The 20,378-nt window shown below is 41.5% G+C and carries 20 protein-coding genes; 2 read left to right on the top strand and 18 right to left on the bottom strand.

Annotation, left to right across the window (positions count from 1 at the left end; translation table 11 throughout):
• Positions 1–45: 45 nt before the first annotated feature.
• The 3 genes from BK120_RS03535 to BK120_RS03525 all read right to left on the bottom strand — a co-directional run bounded on the left by BK120_RS03535 (position 46) and on the right by BK120_RS03525 (position 2,917).
• On the bottom strand, positions 46–915 hold the full coding sequence (locus BK120_RS03535) for a carbohydrate ABC transporter permease (RefSeq protein WP_076266051.1): 870 nt from the start codon (positions 913–915) through the stop codon (positions 46–48).
• 13 nt (positions 916–928) lie between these two features.
• Positions 929–1,876, bottom strand: a complete 948-nt coding sequence (locus BK120_RS03530) for an ABC transporter permease (protein WP_076266050.1) — start codon at positions 1,874–1,876, stop codon at positions 929–931.
• A gap of 276 nt (positions 1,877–2,152) precedes the next feature.
• Positions 2,153–2,917 carry a DUF4304 domain-containing protein gene (locus tag BK120_RS03525; RefSeq protein WP_256710770.1) on the bottom strand — a complete coding sequence of 255 codons (765 nt, stop codon included), beginning with the start codon at positions 2,915–2,917 and terminating at the stop codon, positions 2,153–2,155.
• 244 nt (positions 2,918–3,161) lie between these two features.
• Between BK120_RS03525 and BK120_RS03520 the strand changes: the two genes are divergently transcribed.
• Positions 3,162–4,403, top strand: coding sequence for an MFS transporter (locus tag BK120_RS03520; protein ID WP_076266049.1), 1,242 nt, complete (start codon positions 3,162–3,164; stop codon positions 4,401–4,403).
• Between the two features lie 377 nt (positions 4,404–4,780).
• Here BK120_RS03520 and BK120_RS03515 read toward each other — a convergent pair whose 3' ends face one another.
• The 6 genes from BK120_RS03515 to BK120_RS03490 all read right to left on the bottom strand — a co-directional run bounded on the left by BK120_RS03515 (position 4,781) and on the right by BK120_RS03490 (position 9,622).
• Entirely contained in the window at positions 4,781–5,911 is a 1,131-nt protein-coding gene (locus BK120_RS03515; RefSeq protein ID WP_256710769.1) for a cytochrome P450, read from the bottom strand.
• Between the two features lie 33 nt (positions 5,912–5,944).
• The gene (locus BK120_RS03510; RefSeq protein WP_076266047.1) at positions 5,945–6,544 is read right to left on the bottom strand and encodes a TetR/AcrR family transcriptional regulator; all 600 of its coding nucleotides are present in this window, start codon (positions 6,542–6,544) and stop codon (positions 5,945–5,947) included.
• A gap of 228 nt (positions 6,545–6,772) precedes the next feature.
• Positions 6,773–7,831, bottom strand: coding sequence for a M56 family metallopeptidase (locus BK120_RS03505; RefSeq protein ID WP_076266046.1), 1,059 nt, complete (start codon positions 7,829–7,831; stop codon positions 6,773–6,775).
• 32 nt (positions 7,832–7,863) lie between these two features.
• Positions 7,864–8,433, bottom strand: coding sequence for a cysteine hydrolase family protein (locus BK120_RS03500; RefSeq protein ID WP_076266045.1), 570 nt, complete (start codon positions 8,431–8,433; stop codon positions 7,864–7,866).
• Between the two features lie 141 nt (positions 8,434–8,574).
• Positions 8,575–8,760, bottom strand: a complete 186-nt coding sequence (locus BK120_RS34790) for a hypothetical protein (protein WP_144376669.1) — start codon at positions 8,758–8,760, stop codon at positions 8,575–8,577.
• Positions 8,761–8,941: 181 nt separating this feature from the next.
• Complete coding sequence (locus BK120_RS03490) at positions 8,942–9,622, bottom strand: TetR/AcrR family transcriptional regulator (protein WP_076266043.1); 681 nt, start codon at positions 9,620–9,622, stop codon at positions 8,942–8,944.
• Between the two features lie 139 nt (positions 9,623–9,761).
• On the opposite strand from BK120_RS03490, the gene BK120_RS03485 reads away from it, so the two are divergent.
• Positions 9,762–11,114, top strand: a complete 1,353-nt coding sequence (locus tag BK120_RS03485; RefSeq protein WP_076266042.1) for an MATE family efflux transporter — start codon at positions 9,762–9,764, stop codon at positions 11,112–11,114.
• 113 nt (positions 11,115–11,227) lie between these two features.
• Here BK120_RS03485 and BK120_RS03480 read toward each other — a convergent pair whose 3' ends face one another.
• From BK120_RS03480 to BK120_RS35140, 9 genes are all read right to left on the bottom strand, one after another.
• Complete coding sequence (locus tag BK120_RS03480) at positions 11,228–11,995, bottom strand: ABC transporter permease (RefSeq protein WP_076266041.1); 768 nt, start codon at positions 11,993–11,995, stop codon at positions 11,228–11,230.
• A complete protein-coding gene (locus tag BK120_RS03475; RefSeq protein WP_076266040.1) occupies positions 11,996–12,757 on the bottom strand; it encodes an ABC transporter ATP-binding protein in 762 nt (253 codons plus the stop codon). It abuts the gene before it with no gap.
• Between the two features lie 14 nt (positions 12,758–12,771).
• Entirely contained in the window at positions 12,772–13,638 is an 867-nt protein-coding gene (locus BK120_RS03470; RefSeq protein ID WP_076266039.1) for a pentapeptide repeat-containing protein, read from the bottom strand.
• A 13-nt stretch (positions 13,639–13,651) separates the two neighbouring features.
• Positions 13,652–13,981, bottom strand: a complete 330-nt coding sequence (locus BK120_RS03465; RefSeq protein ID WP_076266038.1) for a PadR family transcriptional regulator — start codon at positions 13,979–13,981, stop codon at positions 13,652–13,654.
• Between the two features lie 293 nt (positions 13,982–14,274).
• On the bottom strand, positions 14,275–15,618 hold the full coding sequence (locus BK120_RS03460; protein WP_076266037.1) for an FAD-binding oxidoreductase: 1,344 nt from the start codon (positions 15,616–15,618) through the stop codon (positions 14,275–14,277).
• A 258-nt stretch (positions 15,619–15,876) separates the two neighbouring features.
• Complete coding sequence (locus BK120_RS03455) at positions 15,877–16,506, bottom strand: class I SAM-dependent methyltransferase (protein ID WP_076266036.1); 630 nt, start codon at positions 16,504–16,506, stop codon at positions 15,877–15,879.
• A gap of 47 nt (positions 16,507–16,553) precedes the next feature.
• Entirely contained in the window at positions 16,554–19,169 is a 2,616-nt protein-coding gene (gene ppsA, locus BK120_RS03450; RefSeq protein ID WP_076266035.1) for a phosphoenolpyruvate synthase, read from the bottom strand.
• Between the two features lie 416 nt (positions 19,170–19,585).
• Positions 19,586–20,185, bottom strand: coding sequence for a dienelactone hydrolase family protein (locus BK120_RS03445; RefSeq protein WP_076266034.1), 600 nt, complete (start codon positions 20,183–20,185; stop codon positions 19,586–19,588).
• A 17-nt stretch (positions 20,186–20,202) separates the two neighbouring features.
• The gene (locus tag BK120_RS35140) at positions 20,203–20,343 is read right to left on the bottom strand and encodes a hypothetical protein (protein ID WP_179089731.1); all 141 of its coding nucleotides are present in this window, start codon (positions 20,341–20,343) and stop codon (positions 20,203–20,205) included.
• Between the last annotated feature and the right edge of the window lie 35 nt (positions 20,344–20,378).

Raw genomic sequence — 20,378 nt, 5'->3', positions numbered from 1 at the left:
TATATTATCACGGTTTCCCGTAACAACCTAGATAAGATTTGCTTTTTAACCTTTAATCGATCCCATGAGCATACCCTTGGTAAAATGCTTTTGCATAAATGGATACACGATCAAAATGGGGACCGTAGTCACAACAACAGCGGCCATTTGAACAGCGAACTGGCTAACCGTTCCGGTATTGGCCATCGACTCAGCACTTTGATTTGCAATGTTAAGCAGAATGTTGCGCAAGACAACTTGAAGTGGCATTAAATTCGCATCATTGATATACACAATCGCATCGAAATAACTGTTCCAATGCCCTACTGCGTAAAATAGGGAAATCGTGGCGAGGACAGGCATGGAAAGCGGTAAAATGATTTTCCATAGCGACTGAAGTTCACTTGCGCCGTCAACTCTCGCCGATTCCTCAATTTCAGCAGGCAATTGTTCAAAAAATCCTTTAATGATCACCAGATTAAATGCACTAATGAGATGCGGAATAATTAAAACCCATGGGCTATTTAACATCCCCAAAGAGCGGATTAACAAATAAGTCGGAATTAATCCCCCGCTAAACATCATGGTAAACACAATGAATAATAAAAACGGACTGCGTCCCGGCAAATATTTTTTGGATAACGGGTACGCCGCGATTACCGTAAAAAACACATTTAACGCCGTGCCTACAATCGTTCGGAACAGCGTTATTTTATACGCCTGCCCTATACCATTAGAAATGAATACTTCCTTATAGGCTGCAAAGGTAAAGGATTCTGGTATAATCACAATCCCTCTTCTTAAAACTTCCGATTCCGGTGTTACCGAAACAGCGACCACATATAAAAAGGGAAGCAAGCAAAGCAGCGATAGCACAATAAGAATAAAATAAACGGTTGATTGCCATGCCTTTTCCCCGATCGTCAGCTTAACCATATCTCATACCACCTCACCAAATTTGACCATCGAATTTTTTGGCAATCTTGTTTGCAGCCAATACTAAAATAAATCCGATGACAGCTTTAAACAATCCCACAGCAGTTGCGAGGCCAATCTTAAGACGCTCCAGCCCCTCGCGGTATACCCATGTGTCGATAATATCGATTTTTTCCTGGTTAAAAGTATTGGCAAACATGAAGATTTGGTCAAAACCAGCGTCCAGAATATGGCTCAATTTAAGAATGAGCATCAGAATAATGACTCCTCGAATGCCGGGCAACGTTACATGCCAGAGCTGTCTCGATTTGGAAGCGCCATCCATTCGAGCTGCTTCATATAAGCTTGGGTCAATCCCTGATAATGCGGCAAGGTATAGTATCGCTCCCCAGCCGATGTCCTTCCATATTTCAGACGAGATGACCAGCAGTCTTCCCCAAGCAGGCTCCGTTAAGAAGGAGATGGGATCAAAACCGTTTTCCTTCAAAATCATATTAAAGAGGCCATCACCCGGAGCCAACAATGCAACCATCAATCCATAAACAATGACCCAAGACAGAAAATGGGGTAAATAAGTAATGGTTTGTACGATTTTCTTAAACCATTGGGTATGAACTTCATTAAGAAGCAAAGCAAGTGCGATGGGAGCGGAGAAACCGAACAATAGCTTATACAACGATATAATTATCGTGTTTCTCATGATGTCCCAGAAATAAACGCCGTTAATAAAATCTTTAAAATTTTTAAATCCGACCCACGGGCTATCCCATAACCCCAAAGCCAGATTGTAGTTTTTAAAAGCAATAATGATTCCGGCCAATGGGATGTATTTGAATACGGCAAAATAAACCAATGCCGGAATTAATAGAAGGTACATCACTTTATACTTTTGTATGGTCCTTAACCACGAATTCCGCTTTTTGGAGAGGGGAATAGCTTCCGCTGCCAATTTCGATTGCATGTCATCACCTCTTCTTTATTTATATTTGTATAATAGCACCCCCCTATCTGATAAATTTCTGTCATTTCAAGAATTTCTTATAAGATATTAAGTAAGTGGGCCTTCGATAGTTCTAAGTAAAAGATTTCTACTGAGATCTGCCAAATAAAGTAATTCTCTACTGTGCTTTACAACGAAGGTGAAGGCGCCAATCGATTATTTATCCCTTAAAAATAAAAAAAACCGCCTTATAGGCGGCAAAACTTCTATTTGCACTATTCATCTGTTCGTATCAGATCAGAGGTGTTTATCAAATTCCACATCGTATTTATTGAAGATGGCCTTATATTTATTTTCGAATATAGTCCATCGCTTTTCTGTTCCGTACTTTTCCTGCAATGCCTTCAAATAATGTTTAGCCGCTGCTATATCATTGGATTGTAACAGTAAATGAAAGCTCTCTTCACCCAGATGTAAAAAAGGACCTGAAGTGTAATAATCAACAAGGGATCTGGCACTGGTCATCGTATCATAGAAATGAATAACCTCTTCTACTCCACTTAAAAGCATTTTTCTTAAATCATCCATATTCGTATCAGGAGTGATTGAAAAACGATCTGGTACAGACGTAACAATTTCTCCAATTCTTGCTCTGAAGTGACACTCCGCTTCTTGTGGAGCAGTCAGAATTTCCCTCGATTGTATCAGTGCCAAATCCGGTGCATAAATACCGCAGTTTACATAAAACATTACATTGTCCGCTGAATTGCCAGAAGACTTTTGAAAATTGAACATGTAGATAAGGTTTTCTGTCGTCTTATTGAAATTCAAGCTCTTCTTCACGAAGCCACGCTTGGAAAGGAAAGGCTTAACGTCAAGCTTAATCATATCGTTAAAGAGCTGCTGCAACATGATCCCTCCTATAAGATTAATCGTTTCCATTACAATTTTGTTAAGAGTTTCAAAGATATTTTCTTTTATTATATCTACTAAATACTTCTGCAAATAAAACGGAAGATAATTATTGAATATTACTTCATAATTTTCCGCTTGTCCAAACATAAAATTGATTTGCTAATGAATTTTCTCCACATAGTAAACAAATTATTTTACAAAGTATTTGTTGACACTGAAATAATTGTGTAATACATTTGTTTATATACTTTATATACATTTATATTTATAAAGTTAGGAGTGAAAATGGATAGGTTTATTATGGGTGGTCTTTGCAATAGGTTAGGCTGGCATCTGAGAAAGAAATGTATTTGAAGTAAATACTTAGTAAGCGAGTTAGAGGAGAATTTAGATGGCTTTATTGCTCAAAAATCGGGGAGCCATGCTGCTTCTGATGTTTAATTTATTTTTGGTCTTTGCTGGTATCGGACTGGTCATTCCCGTTATACCTAAATACATCACAATGCTTGATATTAACGGTAGCACTGCCGGCTTGCTTACCGCCTCCTTCGCATTTACACAGCTGGTTTTCTCACCACTGGCGGGACGGTTATCCGATTCCTTCGGACGCAAGCGCATCATTGTTGCCGGAATGATGGTCTTCGCTTGCGCCGAAGTTATATTCGGTTTGGCTGATTCTGCTCTGCTGCTCTTTGTCTCCCGGATGATGGGCGGCATTAGCGGAGCGTTCATCATGCCCGCAGTTATGGCCTATGCGGCAGATGTTACTACCGAGGAAGAACGTGCCAAAGGGATGGGATTTATCAATGCTTCCTTTTTGACTGGCTACATTATTGGTCCTGGTATTGGAGGCTATCTTGCGGAGTTCGGCATTCGCGTACCGTTCTATGCTGCAGGGATTGCCGGCCTGGTCGCTGCAGTTCTTACAACAGTTGTTCTGCGGGAATCAATGCCATCTACTGTAAAAAAAGATGAGATTAGCGAAGAGGCAATGTTTAATCGGGAACCCCAAAAGAGTCTGCTCCAACAGCTGCGTTTCGCATACCGCGAACCCTATTTTATAAGCTTGATCCTCGTTTTCGTCATGTCCTTTGGGCTTGCCAATTATGAAGCAGTATTCGGCCTCTTTGTCGACCATAAGCTCGGCTTCACACCGAAGGATATTGCCTTCATATTCACCTTTGCCTCCATTGGAGGCGCAGTCATTCAGTTATCCATTTTCGGCTGGCTCATCAACCGTTTCGGCGAAAAGCGAGTCATTACACTTTGTCTGCTCGCTTCAGGGGTGTTCGTCCTGCTGACGTTGTTCGTTCATCAATATTGGCTGATTTTTGCAGTTACTTTTGTTATATTTTTGTCCATTGATATTTTACGCCCCGCTATCAGCACGCAAATGTCCATGGTCGCGCAAGAACAGCAAGGGTATGTGGCAGGACTTAACTCTGCCTTTACCAGCCTGGGCAATATTATCGGACCGATAGCAGCCGGAATACTGTTCGATGTAAATGTAAACTTTCCATATGTGGTTGCCGGAATCGTCCTCATACTAAGCTTCGGGCTTACTCTGTTAACAGGAAACAAGCGTGTACAGCGTACGAGTAATTTAAGAAAAGAGCGGAATGCCGGGCTATAGATTGTGTGAAGAACCTTGAAATTTCTTGGAGTGCCTCGTTGGTTATAACCAAGAAACTCGGAATCAATTATATGTTACTGTTCACTTTCACCGGACGAAATACATGAAAAAACAAAGACTTACGATCTCTGTCTCTTATTATCTTTACAATAAAAAATGGACATATCCGCTCTTCTAAAACGGATGTCCATAAATGGTGTATAACACAATATGAAATTACAGTAGCTTAGACTTTTCAAAATCTGCCCATCAATATCATCCAGTGAGGCTGCCGTTTAATACCGGCAGCCTCGTCTTATCGTAGAACCAATGATAATATAAGCTATACGACTTCCTATCGGTGTTGAATATGCAATAAAGCGCCTGTTAAAGTAAGGTTATTTCGTCAGAACCAGTGGCAAATGATTGACCCCGAACATCATCCAGCTGTCCAACCGCTCCAGCGTGTGCGAACGATCTCTTGCGTAGTCAGGAAACCTGCTAAGAAGTGTTTGAATGGCGATCTTGCTCTCCAAGCGGGCAAGCTGAGAGCCCAAGCAGAAGTGTATGCCGTGTCCCAATGCCAGATGCGGATTCGGGTTGCGATGGATATCGAATTGTTCTGGAGTATCAAATTGGTCTCCATCATGATTGGCCGACCCGATCCAGAGGTTGACCATTTGTCCGGGCGAAAGCGTTTGGCCGTGCAGAACAGTCGTCTTTTTAACGATTCGAATCATCGTTTGAACGGGAGAGCAATAGCGCAGCACCTCTTCGATGGCTTGCGGAATCATGGAAGGTTCCTCGATGAGACTTTTCCTTGCCTCTCTGTCGCTATCTAGGCACAGTAAGGCTGACGTTATAAGATTGGTCGTCGTTTCATTCCCCGCCACCAGCAGCAGAATGCAGAATCCGATGATCTCCAAGTCACTTAATTGATTGCCTTCGACCTTTGCATGAACGAGATTGCTGATGAGATCATCCTGCGGGTCAAGCCGTCTTCGATTCATGATGTCAGAGAAATAGTCGCTCATTTCCTTCTGACATTGAAAATAACGTTCGCCGTCATTCCCAACTAGCGAATCCGACCATTCCTTGAACCGGTCGCGATCCACGGACGGAATGCCCAGCATTTCGACGATGACGATGATCGGCAGAGGACTCGCATAATCGAGAAGCGCATCCATCTCCCCCTTCTCTTCTGCTTGATCGCACAATTGCTGCGCAATCGATTCAATTTTCGGTGCGAGCGCTTCGATTGCCCGAGGCGTGAAAGCTTGCGAAACGAGCATACGCAGCTGTCGGTGTTTAGGTGGATCTTGCCTAAGAATGCTTGAGTTGATCGGCTCCATGGCGCTTTCCGTCCCTTTTGAAGAATAATGCTCATGATCGGCAAATATCTTCTTTACATCTTCGTACTTGTACACGTCCCAAGTATTTTTCTCCGAATTGAACACGACAGGGGAAGAGTTTCGCATTTCTTTAAACCAAGACAAAGGTATCAGTTCGCTATCTGTTTTCCAATTCATACTTCGCATCGCCGCTTTCCGATTAGGATGAAATCAGTTCAACATACCATCTGGCTTGCCGCCGGGGGTCAAAAACAACCCGGTCGTAATAATCTGATAAAGAAAATGTTCAAGATCGTCGCGGTTCATACTACTGCCATAGGTTAGAAAGTAATCGCAGGAACCGTTGAGCAATCCGACAATCCCCGCAGCAGCCAAGCTGCAATTGACATTAATCATTACCCCCTCTTTCCGGCTTCCTTCGAGCACCTCTGCTATAAAACGAATATAGCCGAGCTTCAGTTCATTCAATTCCTCTAGTACTTCCTGATCGATTCCGTTCGACAATTCGTTGAAAACGATATGCGCGAATCCGCTGGAATCCAGAAACAAGTCGAGATTGTGCCGGATGATTCGCCTGATTTGCTCTTCCAACGAAAGATCAGTTTGCAGCTCATTCCGTATTCGATCGGTAATGACCTGCAGTCCATCCATTACGATCGTCTTAAACAGCTGTGCTTTTCCTGGAAAATGATAATACAGCGTCCCTTTGGCGACTTTTGCTCTAAGCGCGATATCGTCCATACTTGCTCGGTGGTATCCATTCTCAGAGAAAACATCTATTGCTGCTGACATGATTTTCGTTTTGCTCAATGCGTAATGTCTCTCCTTTTCGCAATAAACTGACTAGTCAGTACAACTAATATGCTTATGCTAACACTTGGTAAAATGATTGTCAATTATAATTGCCTTTTTCGGTATTCGGTACTATTTCATGACATAGCACATTGCTAAGTATATGTACCGAAAAAAACAAAAAAACCACGATATACGTGGTTTTTAATAGCTTGTCTTCTATTTATGCATGCTCAAGAGATCCGTTCAGATTTCTATTTTTTCAAGTTTTTCAAAAACACCATCAACCCATTCTTGGTCTTCCCATCGTTTTGAATCATGAAGTTTTCTAACAGCGGGATGTCCAGTTACAATCGTATCTACACCATCTTTGTTTCCAAAGTACAAATCAACGATTTTTAATATTTTATTTTCTGTTTGAACTAGCATCTTAAAGCTCATACCAGATCCTTGGTTCGAAAAAGGTAAATTTACATAGTAGAGATTTTCATCTAGTTGCTTGAATTCTGCTTCCGTAAATTCATTTTCCAGACCGAAAATAACACTAAACTCTCCTTTTAATTCTTTTCTTTGTTCTAGCTCTAGCATTTTATTTGTGTATTTTAGAAGATTCTCGTTAGATATGTAATTTTTAAATGTGACTGCTTTTTGTTCTGCAATAGCACCGGTATACAAATTCACAAAAGCTTTTCCAAATGTGACAACGGTTTCTCGATCGTCATCACTAATTTGATCTCTTTTAATTGAAAATTGCAGATTGGATAGGTCACTTAATATTTCCGCTGCTGATGTCTCTGGTAGTTCCAAAGAAGCTTCTTCACTTAATGGTATATTATTTGAGTCAGCAATTTGTCCTAATGCATCTTTCCCCTTTATTACAGGATTTGATAGCAATCCAATCCCAACTGCTATCATAATGACAATTGAGAAAAAAAGTAACCAAAACCTCGGTTTTCTGTAATTCAACACGTTTTTAATCCTCCCTTTTACATTCCCCTCACCAAATGCAAGCGGACTTCCATTCAAAATATGTCTATCAGTAGCAAGCGATAATAATGATGACGCATAAGATTTTTTTATATCCATATCAGAATTCATCTTTTTCAGTACATGTTCATCACAGGAGAATTCCATATCCCTACTCATTAACATGAATGCTATCCATACAAGAGGATTAAACCAGTGCACGGATAATATCAAGAAGGCTACTGGCTTAATAATATGATCATATCGTTTAATATGAGTCTGTTCGTGCAATAGAATATAGCTGCGCTCCTCATCATGAAGCCCATTAGGTAAATAAATCTTTGGTCGTGGAAATAGTGATGGCCTTCTGTCTATTCTAAAGTATTAATCCACGCATTGACGCTCAAAACATCGGCTTGTCGTGGGAACACCTTCTCCATAAGTACACGGTGAACCTCCGGATCAGCATCCAGACAAGCATCTGAAAGCACACTAATGGCAAAATCTTTATCTGCTGCCTCTCGCAGAGTGGAAAGAATGACCCCGCTTGTAACAATACCACTGAGTATCAACGTGTCAATTTGGCGGGCACGGATGATAACTTCAAGGTCGCTGCCAGCGAATGCACTAACGCGACGCTTTGTAACAATCGGCTCACCTGGCTGAGGCTGTAAAGAGTCATGAATTTGTGTAGCTGTGTCATCTATAGTCATGCCGCCAAATTCAGCAATTCGCGAGAAAGACTTGTTGCGAGGACTGATCTCTGGATAACTTTCACGGAAGGCGACCCTCACAAAAATAACCTGTATGTTATTTTGACGTGCTGCATGTAATGCTTTCTGAAAAGGAACAAGTGCCTCCTCGTTATCTGAGAAACGGGAAACAAACCCGTTCTGCATATCCATTAGCAATAGTGCGGTAGTAGCATGTTTATTTTGCATAAGGTGTACGCTCCTTAATTTGATTAGTAGTCTCCTATTTATATATCAGAAATAAACGGAGAGGTCTCCATTTAATTCTAAGTGGAGGACTCTCCGTTTATCAAGGCGGGCCGTAAATCAAACCAGGAATAGCTTCTCCTATTATTTCTTGTGCTTCAACTTTCTTTTAATATGAACACCGATTAAACCGATAATTATAAAGCATCCTCCCGTAACTATCATGCCAAGAAAATTAGTCAAAATTAAATCAGGTTTAGGACCATTTCCTACTGGACCAACTTTAGGTTTATAAGCATCAAAATAATAAAAAACAGCCATTAATGTCATTAGGGTACCTACTGATATATTAAATACTGATATCCACAGTTTATATTTATCTGGTTGTGTTATGAGTAAATAAATATTTTGGATGATTACGAAAGCCAAGAATATCCCTTTGTAGATCACCTTTATATTACCTTTCCTCAAAATGTAATCGTACCTAATAAAACCTAGCGTGTTTTACATACTACCTATCCTGTTCCTTTATCACCTGCTCAATCCCCTTCAGAATCAGCTGCATGCCGAATTCAAACGCTCCATCGGTCCCTATCAGATTGAATAGCCCATTTTTGTACATCCCTCGAAACATTCCCGCATCTGTCTCGCTCATGGAGTCCAGAAGACTGGTTATCTCTCCATCGCGTAGCCCTCCCTGCTCCTCTAGCATAGTGGATACAACGCGCTCATGCTGATAATTGTCCAAAACGAAGTAGAAGACATAGTTTACCAGCGTAAGCACGGCTTGTAATTTTTGCTCTTGCTCAAGTGGCGTCGATTCCATGCAGAGCAGCATTCGGTTGGTGAACCGGATCATGTCTGGTTCGTGGGGCAGCGTCAGCATCATGAGCTGCGTGGAGCAGGGATATCGTCTGAGCACACTCCGTACGGTTACCGCAAATTCTACTAGCTGCTCCCTCCAATCCCCCTCAGAGTGAAACTCCTCCAAAATGATCTTCGATACATAGTTGGCCAGGCGCTGATAGAGATTCTGCTTGCTCTTGAAATACCAGTACAGAGAGGGAGCCTGAATGCCCAGACGATCGGCCAAGCGTCTCATGCTGAATTTCTCAATGCCTTCCTCTCCAAGAAGCTCCCACGAGGTTTCCAAAATTTTATCCTCCGAAATCTGAGGCTGCTTTTTTTTCATTGGTATCCGTCCTTTTTATCTAACAGTGTAAGTTTTTGCTTTACAGGTTTATAGGTTCATGATATCATCTAACACTGTAAGACACAAACTAACACTGTTAGATTGAAGATCAAAATAAATAAAGAAAGTAGTGATACACATGGATACAGAAAACCTCCATTATTTTGAAAAAGCACCCGTCTCAAAAGCTGTAGCTCACTTCGCTGTACCGATGATGCTAGGCATGTCAATGAGTGTCATATACTCCATCTTGAATGCCTATTTCCTTGGTACACTCCACAATACAGCTATGTTGACTGCACTCGCACTCACCTTGCCGTTATTCGCGGCCATTATGGCACTAGGTAACTTGATTGGCATCGGTAGCGGTGCATTCATCTCTCGATTGCTGGGAGAGAAAAAATATGATGATGTTAAGCATGTGTCTTCATTCGCCTTTTACAGCAGTTTAGTTCTCGGTTTTATTGTGATGGCCGTTAGCCTCCCGTTGATTGATCAAATCGTTCATGGCCTCGGGGCAACGCCTGACTCCTTTGGATTTACAAAAGACTATGTCACGATTATGCTTATTGGTTCACCTATCGTCGTATTATTTTTCACGCTGGAGAATATTGTGCGCTCGGAAGGATCAGCTACCACGTCGATGATCGGTATGATTATCAGTGTTGTCGTAAATATTATTCTAGATGCGCTAGTCATCTTCGTTTTCCATTGGGACGTAATCGGCGTTGCGTCTGCTACAGTCATTTCTAATTTGGTTGCGAGTATATACTACGCCTTTCATATTAGATATAAAAGCCAATTTTTGACCATTTCGATAAAATGGTTTAAGGCTACCAAGGACATTCTAAGCAATGTATTCAAAATCGGAGTTCCCGTTTTTGTTATGAGTATCTTCATGGGGGCAATGTCGCTCATCTTTAACCATTTTCTTGTCGAATATGGGGAGCAAGCTATAGCGGGGTTCGGTATTTCATCGCGTTTGCTGCAATTTCCAGAGTTTATTTTGATGGGATTATGTGAGGGAGTCGTGCCAATGATTGCTTTCTCTTTTACAGCGAATAAATTACGCATGAAGCATACCATTACATTCACAATTAAAGTGGTTGTTGCGTTAGCAGTCGTGTTCGGTGTTATCGTCTATCTGATTTCCGACCATTTAATTGGTATATTTACGAATGACCCGCAATTAATTGAAATGGGCAGCTACATTCTGCATGTGACGTTCTTATCCTTGTTTATTACAGGAATGACCTCGTTGTTTACGGGAATTTTCCAAGCAACAGCGCAAGGAACCGCCGCGTTTATTATGTCAATTATTCAAGGAATTACTCTGATTCCTGTGTTGTTTATAGCTAATCGCTTGAATGGCTTTCATGGGGTGGTCTGGTCGCTTGTTATAGCGGATGCCGTCGCGTTCCTTGTTGGAGCCATCATGCTGTATGTCTTACGGAATAAATTGCAGCCGGATTTGGAAAGTCTAGTGCACTAGTAACGAATAATACCCATGAGGCAGGATAAGGGCACTCCTTGATCTTGCCTTTCTTCGAGTCAAATCGTAAATTAAACCCAGTACCGATACAGTACTGGGTCGCACTTCTTCATTTAAAACCGTTTTTTATAAACCCTCATCGCAAAGAAGTAAGCTACAAACAAGATCCCAACGCACCATGCAAGCGCAATCCACAGATCATTGCCCACCGGCTGGTTTGACAGCAACGCTCGAATGGCTTCAACGATGGAAGTTACCGGCTGGTTTTCGGCAAAGGCACGAACGACCGAAGGCATCGATTCGGTAGGCACAAATGCCGAGCTAATAAACGGAAGGAAGATGATCGGGTAGGAAAAAGCGCTTGCCCCATCCACCGATTTTGCCAACAATCCTGCAATGGCAGCGACCCAGGTTAATGCCAGCGTAAACAGCATGAGAATGCCAGCTACTGCTAGCCAGTCTAGTATCCCGGCCGAAGAACGAAAACCCATAATCAACGCTACGAGAATGATAACGACAACCGAGATAGCATTGGATACCAATGAGGTCAGCACATGCCCCCATAGTAAGGTAGAACGCGAAATCGGCATGGAATGAAACCGCTCGAAAATACCTCGCTGCACATCGGTAAACAGACGAAAAGCCGTGTAGGATATCCCGCTAGCAATCGCAATGAGCAGTATTCCGGGCAATAGATAATTAACGTAGTTATCCGTACCAGTTTGAATTGCACCGCCAAACACATAGACAAACAGCAGCATCATCGCAATCGGAGTGATGCAAACCGTGACGATGGTGTCCATACTGCGGGAAATATGGCGCATCGAACGTCCGAGCATAACACCCAAATCGTTAAAAAAATGTTTTTTTACCGTCTCCATTTATGCTCCCTCCTTCTTGCCAATAATGGAGAGGAATATCTCTTCCAATGTCGGCTGCTTCTCAATATACTCCACTTTCGTTGATGGAAACATCTTTTTTAGCTCCAAAAGCGTGCCGCTGGCGATGATTTTACCCTTGTGCAGAATAGCTATTCGGTCAGCGAGCTGTTCTGCCTCTTCCAAATACTGCGTAGTTAGAAATACCGTAGTGCCGCTGTCTGCAAGCTCCTTCACGATCTTCCAAACCTCGATGCGTGCCTCGGGATCAAGGCCAGTGGTCGGCTCGTCGAGGAAAATAACCTGCGGTTTCCCTACAAAGCTCAATGCGATGTCGAGCCTGCGGCGCATCCCACCCGAATAAGTAGATACCCTTCGGTTGGCGGCTTCTGTCAGGCCAAAGCGTTTAAGTAAGTCGTCCGCAACTTGCCGCGGATTACTCAGGTATCGTAGTTTGGCAATCATGATTAGGTTTTCTCGACCGGTCATTAGTTCGTCTACGGCGGCAAATTGTCCGGTTAAACTAATCGCCTGCCTCACATGATCAGGTTTGGTCGCCACATCGAATCCCTCAACGACGGCGGTACCACTGTCTTGTTTGAGCAGCGTGGTGAGGATTTTGACAACCGTCGTTTTACCTGCACCGTTTGAACCGAGCAGTGCAAATATACTGCCCTGTTCCACTTCGAAATCTACTCCCTGAAGGACGGCAAGCTCTTTGTAAGACTTTTGCAGACCTATAACTTGAATTGATTTCTTTTTCATGTTTTTTCCCCTCCTTATCGAACTGTAACCTTAGACAATTCGGCTCCCATGCCTTTAAGCGCAGCATAGGTAAGTTTATCCATGACTGCATCGTCAAAGCAGATGGTTTTAATGGAGCGGTAATACTTATTAGTCAAGGAAAAAAATGCTTGAAAAGAAACATTCTTGAGTGTAGCGCCCTTAAATGAAACTTCATTTATAGCAGACTTATCAAACTTAACGCCGATAAAGGTTTGCCCGTCAAGACATAGCCCACTCAGGTCACAATATTTGAAGTCCACGCCGTCAAAGATACAACCTTCAAAAATTGTTTTTTTAAGGTCGATCTTGTTTAGCGTAACGTCGGTCAGTTTTACACCTGTAAATTTTGCTCCTTCCATCCCCGAAATGCTGAAGTTGGTACGTACAAGGATCGATTTATTGAAGCTCGCATTGGAAAGATCATTGACAGATAGGGTACAGTCGGTCAGATTTGCACCGTTAAAATTGGCTTCACGTATGTCGCTGCTCTTAAATGTGCTTCCGGTCAAATCTGCACCTGCAAAGTCAGATCCGTGTAATGCACTCGAGGTGAAATTTCCTTTATGCGCAATAACACCTGCAAAGTCACTCTTTGGCAAATTGCTCGCGCTAAAGTTTGTCAGTACTTGCCTCTCCAGCGAGCGGGAGAGATTGGCGACTTCCAGTATCGTTTCCTCGATGTCGCCGATGCTCTCAATGGTCATATTAAACGCTGTTTCATCGTCTTTGCCCTCGGTTTTAAGTTCACGGTACCTCTCCTGTAAATCGGAGAGCAGGTCTGCTTTTAATTCGGTGACGCTTTTCACCCCATCGTATGGTGTAAAAACGTCGTTCAAATAATTCGTCAATTTCTGATTCATCACATCAAACCTCCTATAATAAGTTTTCAAGCACGCGTTTTGCATACTCCCAGTTGCTGTTGTTGCGGGCATAGGTTTCCTTGCCCTTCTCGGTAATTCTAAAATATTTGCGCCGTCCGCCCTGTGATTCATCGCCCCAATACCACTCGATATCACCGTCTGTCTCAAGACGTCTGACACTGGAATACATGGTCGCTTCTTTTAGTTCATACTCACCGCCTGAGCGCTCCGCAATCAATTTGACAATTTCGTATCCGTAGCGATCAGCTTCGGATAATAGTCGCAATATCATCGTATCGGTATGTCCGCGCAGCAGGTCGGATGTAATTTTGTTTTCACTCATTTAATCACCCCGCAACTGTATAATACGATATACTACTGTGACTGTCAAGGTACTATTTTAATCAAAATACTGTTTCTGTGATTTGGGAAGCTTGGAGAGGGAATATTGTGTGTTCTTAAGATAATGAATGCCTCTAGCCATATCGATAGCAGTTGTAAAATGAAAAATGAACCCAAGGCTCCCCTTGGGTTCACGCGATTAGTTGACTTGTGTGTCTTTGCAGCATGGCATGTGACATGGTACCCCCCCACAACTTAACTGTGTGAAAGTATCTTATTTCAATTCATTCTCATTCAAGCCGGTGGAATACTTTGAGGATTGTTGAACACATTATTTGGATCATACTTAGCTTTTACTCTACGCAGCCTAGGAAAGTTTTTACCATAATAAACAGGACCAGAACATTTGATGCCTTGGTCAGGGACATTGATATACGAGCCTACGATATATGGCTGCAGCTTATGCCTTGTGTTCCGTGCTAAGGCAATATTTTTAGCGGCATGAGATGGCTTAACCCATGAGCTGTTCCATTCGACATAAAATTGAGCCTTACGCCAGTAGAATGCTGTAGCTTTAGGTGCGATACGGCTTATGGCACCACCCCAGTTAAGGAAGAAGAAGCCGGCCGGAGTCCCTCCCTCAGCGTTTTCTAGAAACTCGCGCATAACTTTATAGGCCTTATCTGGAAAAGGACGTCTACCGAAGCCGCTGGAAAACTGGTTGCTGAACTTTTGTGTCAGCACTGGATCGGGAGCTAACAAAAACTTTGTAGCTTCAATATATGGCAACAATCGGATGGTTTTTTTCGTAGGCGTCCCCACGCTTAGAATAGGCTCTAATTGACGCAGGGCTTCCGTTTTAGATCCAAGAAATAGACCGAGCATGCTAACATTTCCACCTTTTTTGGGACCGACACTTAGTTCGCTGCCCAATCTGGTGCTGGCATGAGGAGCCCAGACTTGCCATTTCTTTACGACTTTTTCGAACTGCTCCCATGGCCACGTTACGCTGAAGACGGTAGCTGTGGCTGGAGCACGCAGTACTTTGAACTTGTATTTTGTGTATACGCCAAAGTTACCGCCTCCTCCACCGCGGGAAGCCCATAGGAGATCGGAATTGCGTTTTTTGTTTGCCCGGATTACTCTTCCCTTGGCGTCAACCATTTCTAGTCCGATTAGATTGTCGCTAATGAGGCCAGTCGTCCTTTGGAGTGGACCAATCCCTCCACCTAGTGTAATTCCGCCGATACCAACCGAGGGACTATCACCAAACGGTGCGATAAATCCTTGCTGTGCCAGTTTGTTTACGACTCTTCCTACCCGATTGCCCGACTCAACCACAACAGTTCTGCATTTTTTATTTAATTTGATTTTCTTCATTTCGCTAACATCGATGACAATGCCTCCGTTAACTTGAGAAAGGTTGGTCTCCAAGGCGTGTCGTCCACTTCTCGGGCGAATGGGAACATTATTTTTGCGAGCCCATCTTATAGCGTTTGCAACATCCTGTGTTCTTTGGGCAAAAACAAAAACTTTTGGAAATCTGTCGGTATGAGGATCCCAATTCTTACGAGCCGTTTCATAACCAGGGTTTCCCTTGAAAATCACTCGCCCCGTAAGTTTCGTTATTGATTTCATGTATCCAACTCCTTTGTTCATTTCTCCCGCAATTTAGACAGTTGCCATGTATCGTATGATAGGTGTAACCGGTTGGTATAGACTACAGCTGATAAAGTATATTTAAAGCAGATCTCGAATGATCATGGTTTTCATTATTTGTTACTTTACAAGTTGTTGCTGTTCTTGTTACTGTTCCAAACTAAAAACAGTGACAGTCATGGACCAATAAATAATGTCCTAGACTGTCACTGTTTGATTGAAAATACAAGATTATCATTACGATGTTTTCTTGCACTTTATAATTAAAAAATGGATTGGAGGTGCATTTTTTGTGTTCTTATTTGGCTCGTCAATTTCTGAAATCTCTACCAGTCCATATTTTTCAAAATCCTGTTTTATGGAGTCAGCATCATAAAAATACATTTTCACGCCTTCCATTATCTCGAAATAGTCTTTAGCCAATTGTTTACCCTTGCCAAACATCGGGGCTTTTTGTGAAACCGTTGTAAAAACCAAATATCCATTTGGCTTTAACTGATCATAACAATCTTGAATAAATTTTTCTCTCTCGCGATTATCCAATAAGTGAATAAGCGCATGACTGAATATACCATCATAGAGCTTGTTATCAAAGGGCATATCCGTTACTGAACCATGTAAAATACTAATATCAAGCCCGTTATCCTTCGCCAAATCAATCGCTGTTTTTGAAATTTCTATACCTGTTACCTTTATTCCATTGTCAATAAAAACCTTTGCATTTCTGCCATAACCAATACCTGGTATCAGTATGTCCTTAACATTCTTTTCAAGGAAAAAGTCCTTTGTTACGATTGCGGAGTCTGTAGGTTCAAATCCCCACATCGTTTGTTTTTCTATAAAACTTGATTCCCAAAATTCCGTCATATCTCTATCTCCTTTATGTCTTAAATTAAATATTATCTTGCTAGCCATTACAAGATCTCGATAAACCCTTCAGTTCCATGCACTCGTATTCGTTGTCCATCTTTTATTAATGTGGTAGCATTCTCCACCCCAACTACTGCTGGTAAGCCATACTCACGCGCGATAACTGCCCCATGGGTCATCAGCCCACCAACTTCGGTAACTAGACCTTTAATGGATACAAACAAAGGTGTCCAGCCAGGATCAGTAAAGGAGGTGACTAAAATATCTCCATCTTCTAAGTCAGCATCCTCCATACTTAAGATAACACGTGCTCGTCCCTCGATTACTCCAGAAGAAACAGGCAGACCTGCAATAGCGTCGGTTGGGAGATTTTCCCGTTCATACTTCCCTGCAATGATTTCGCCATCAGAAGTAATAACACGTGGGGGAGTCAGTTTTTCATATCGTTTATATTCGTCTTTTCGATTGTTGATGATCTGGTAATCCAGTGAATTTGTGGCTACGACATCGCGAAATTCTTCAAAAGTAAGATAGTATACATCATCTTTTTCATGAATAATGCCTGCTTGTACGAGCTGTTCGGCTTCATTCAATAAAGCTTGCTTATATACGAAATATCGACTAATCATACCGTATTTTGGATATTCACGATACCCGCTGAAATTTTGGATTAAGCTGATCATTTGTTTGGTCTCTGCGGCTTTTTGATTACCATCCGGTAATTGTTTTAATCGGTCTAATAACTCTTGTTCTTTTTCCAAAGCTTCCTGTCGCCCTTGCTCGAATTTTCGATTGCCAGCATTAGGCTCAAAGTTTTTGATGTTGGCTAGAATCATCGAGACAAGTGTAATTGGTTTTTCACTCCAACGAGTTTTAGTCATATCGATTTCACCGGCACATCGCATCCCATATTTGTCGAGATAAGCAGAGATAGCGTCTTGAGTCTCCTTCCCACCGTTAAGCTTAACCAGATCATCCAAAAAGTTATCTTCTTTTACATGTTGCAAATAATCAATTACTTCTGGATAAGGACGAATCACATCAGCGACATCCATTAGCGCCAGACCCATTGTCGAAGTAATATTGTTTGGTACAGATTGCGAAAGCGTATCTGCTGCATTTTTTTCACCTAACCACTTGTTCATTTTTTCATTAATCCATGATGAAGCATCCATCCCAGTCATAATAACAGCCGAACTTTGTGGGTTAAATAGCGTTTTCTTTAATTGCTGGATATCTTCTAAAATATAATCAAATAAATCTGATCCTGATTTCGTTTGGATGTTTTGTTTTAACTCTTCTATCGATGTTTGACTACTTTTAATTAAATCAGTAACGATTGTCGGGTTATTTTTGATTTGTGCTTGAATATCAGAAAACGTCTTAGCTTTACTGCTTTTAATGGGACTGGGTACTTGTTTAACATCAGGAGTTGATTTTATAAAATCTTCTCGCTCTACGATAGTCATAAGCGCGTCTTTTATGAGGGGATCGGATTTTCCCAAGGCATCTATTACAATATTGCTACTGACAGGGGAAGCCAGGCTATGTGTGATATCAACAAACAATCTTCCACCAGCTGTTCTCATGGTTGCTGGGGTCGTTAACAGGTAGAAAGACAGTCCTAGTGGTTTCATGGGGTCGGTCATCATTTGTTGATGACCAACTGATACATAGACATGATTTTCTTTATCATTCACTTCAGGGATCGGGTATAACGTTGTGATTGGACGACTCTGTACAATATAAAATGTATCATGGGCCAAACACCATTCAATATCTTGTGGACAACCAAAATAAGCTTCGATCTGTCTTCCAATGAGTGCCAATCGTAAAATTTGTTGTTCAGTAAGTGTTTGTGTATCCTGTAGATTAGGATCAATTTGCTTTGTCTCTGTTCCTCCTTCTTTTAATCCATAGATAGCGACTTTTTTGGTTGCTATCCTTTTGTTGACGATTTCCCCTCCCTGTACGATATAACAATCGGCAGAAACTAGGCCAGAAACCAACGCTTCTCCAAGTCCAAAGCTGGCATCGATGGAGAGCAGCTTTCGGTTAGAGCTGATCGGATCAGCAGTAAATAAAATGCCCGAAGCCTGTGGGAAAACCATCCTTTGAACGATAACGGATAAATAAATTTGACTGTGGTCAAATCCATTTTGCATACGGTAGATTACCGCGCGATCCGTAAATAGAGATGCCCAACATTTACCGATATACTGAATGATTGCTTCTTTGCCGATGATATTTAAATAGGTGTCATGCTGTCCAGCAAAAGAAGCATGTGGTAAATCTTCAGCAGTCGCACTAGAACGTACGGCATAAGCATGTTCATCACCAAATTGTGAGAGATAGTGAGTAATTGCATTCACAACTTCAGAAGGGATTTCTACCTCCATAATGATTTGTCGAATCTTTCTGCTGATTTCACCAATCTGGTCTCGATCTACTATTTTTAACGTTGTCAGTTGATCCAACAATGCATGGTACGTTTCGTTATGCTCGAAGGCTCTTTGATAAACTTCAGTTGTAACGCAAAATCCCTCTGGTACTTGAATTTCTTCGATTTTTGATAATTCCCCTAAATTCAACCCTTTTCCTCCAACGAGTGAAAATTGCGTTTTTTCCATTTCCTGAAAACCGAGAACTAAAGTACTCATTCAATATCTCCCCTATCCAATAAACTGAGAAAAAGATTTGACAAGAGCTTGCCAGCGTGATAAAATAAAATTGTAAGATGTAACATTTATGTTCATATTTCTTTTGAAAGACGTGAAATGATTATATCATCGTGCTTGTTTATATGCAAATGTTTAGAACCTGATTAAATTATCGAGGTTCTTTTTTGATTCCCTCTAACATCATCGCATTAAAATCAGAGTTCGTGCCGAGCTCCGTCACTTCATATCACCTTCGGGTCCTAATAGGATATGAATTGTTCTCTTCCACTCTATCGTCCCAATAATAAAAAAGTTATTGTAAAATTACCGATGATAGCCCTCTTAAAGTTAAACTTCGATATCAGGCAGCTATAAAATCACATACAAACAACCAAGTGTATTGCTTCCTATCAAAATCATTCTATGTTATGGAAAAAGCCTGCCATCTCAGAAAAGGCCATTTGTGCGGATTGTTCATTGTATTTGCTAGAATACGGGTCACTGAAGCCGTGTTGTCCGCTGAATTTATGGATTTCATTCGCATCGTTTTTACTTAAAATCGAAATTAAATCATCTACATGAAATGACAATTCTTCTTGTGGGAAAAATAGTATCGTTGGACATTTAGGCAATAATTTCGTGTAGTTTCTAATGCGTGAACCATAGTATGCTGCTATCCCATCAACCTCCGGTTCCTCTGAACATAACCATGCAGTTGTTGCTCCTACGCTAAATCCAGCAAGAAAAACTTTTTTATAATTAGCCCTCTTGTCGGATACGAGATGCTTAATTTGGTTCGAAGCCTTAATAAAGCCTACATTTTCTACGAAATGACGATATGCAGTTTCCTCTTCGGCATAATCGTAAGGTACTTCTTGTTCCAAAAGATTTGGACAAATAACATCAAAATCGTGATCCGCTAGTGATTGACAAATATGTTGCATATGACGGTTAATGCCATAGATTTCATGAATGACTATGATTAAAGTTTCAGAACCGTTAATTATACTAATCATTATTTCAGCCGCCTTTGTTAATTATTTTTGTTTGGAGTGTCAACAGGTTGTTGAAGCTTCGAATAGTCATAAATATCAACGATAGCACCATGTTCAAAATGCTCTGTAAACAAAAACGCTATTATTTGTTGTGCGGTTTCTTCTGGTGTCGTCAGCATGCCGGCATCTTTGGCCATTCCGAATAGCTGTGCAG

This window comes from Paenibacillus sp. FSL A5-0031 (genome assembly GCF_001956295.1).
GTDB lineage: Bacteria > Bacillota > Bacilli > Paenibacillales > Paenibacillaceae > Pristimantibacillus.
This window is presented reverse-complemented; position numbering and strand designations above follow the sequence as displayed.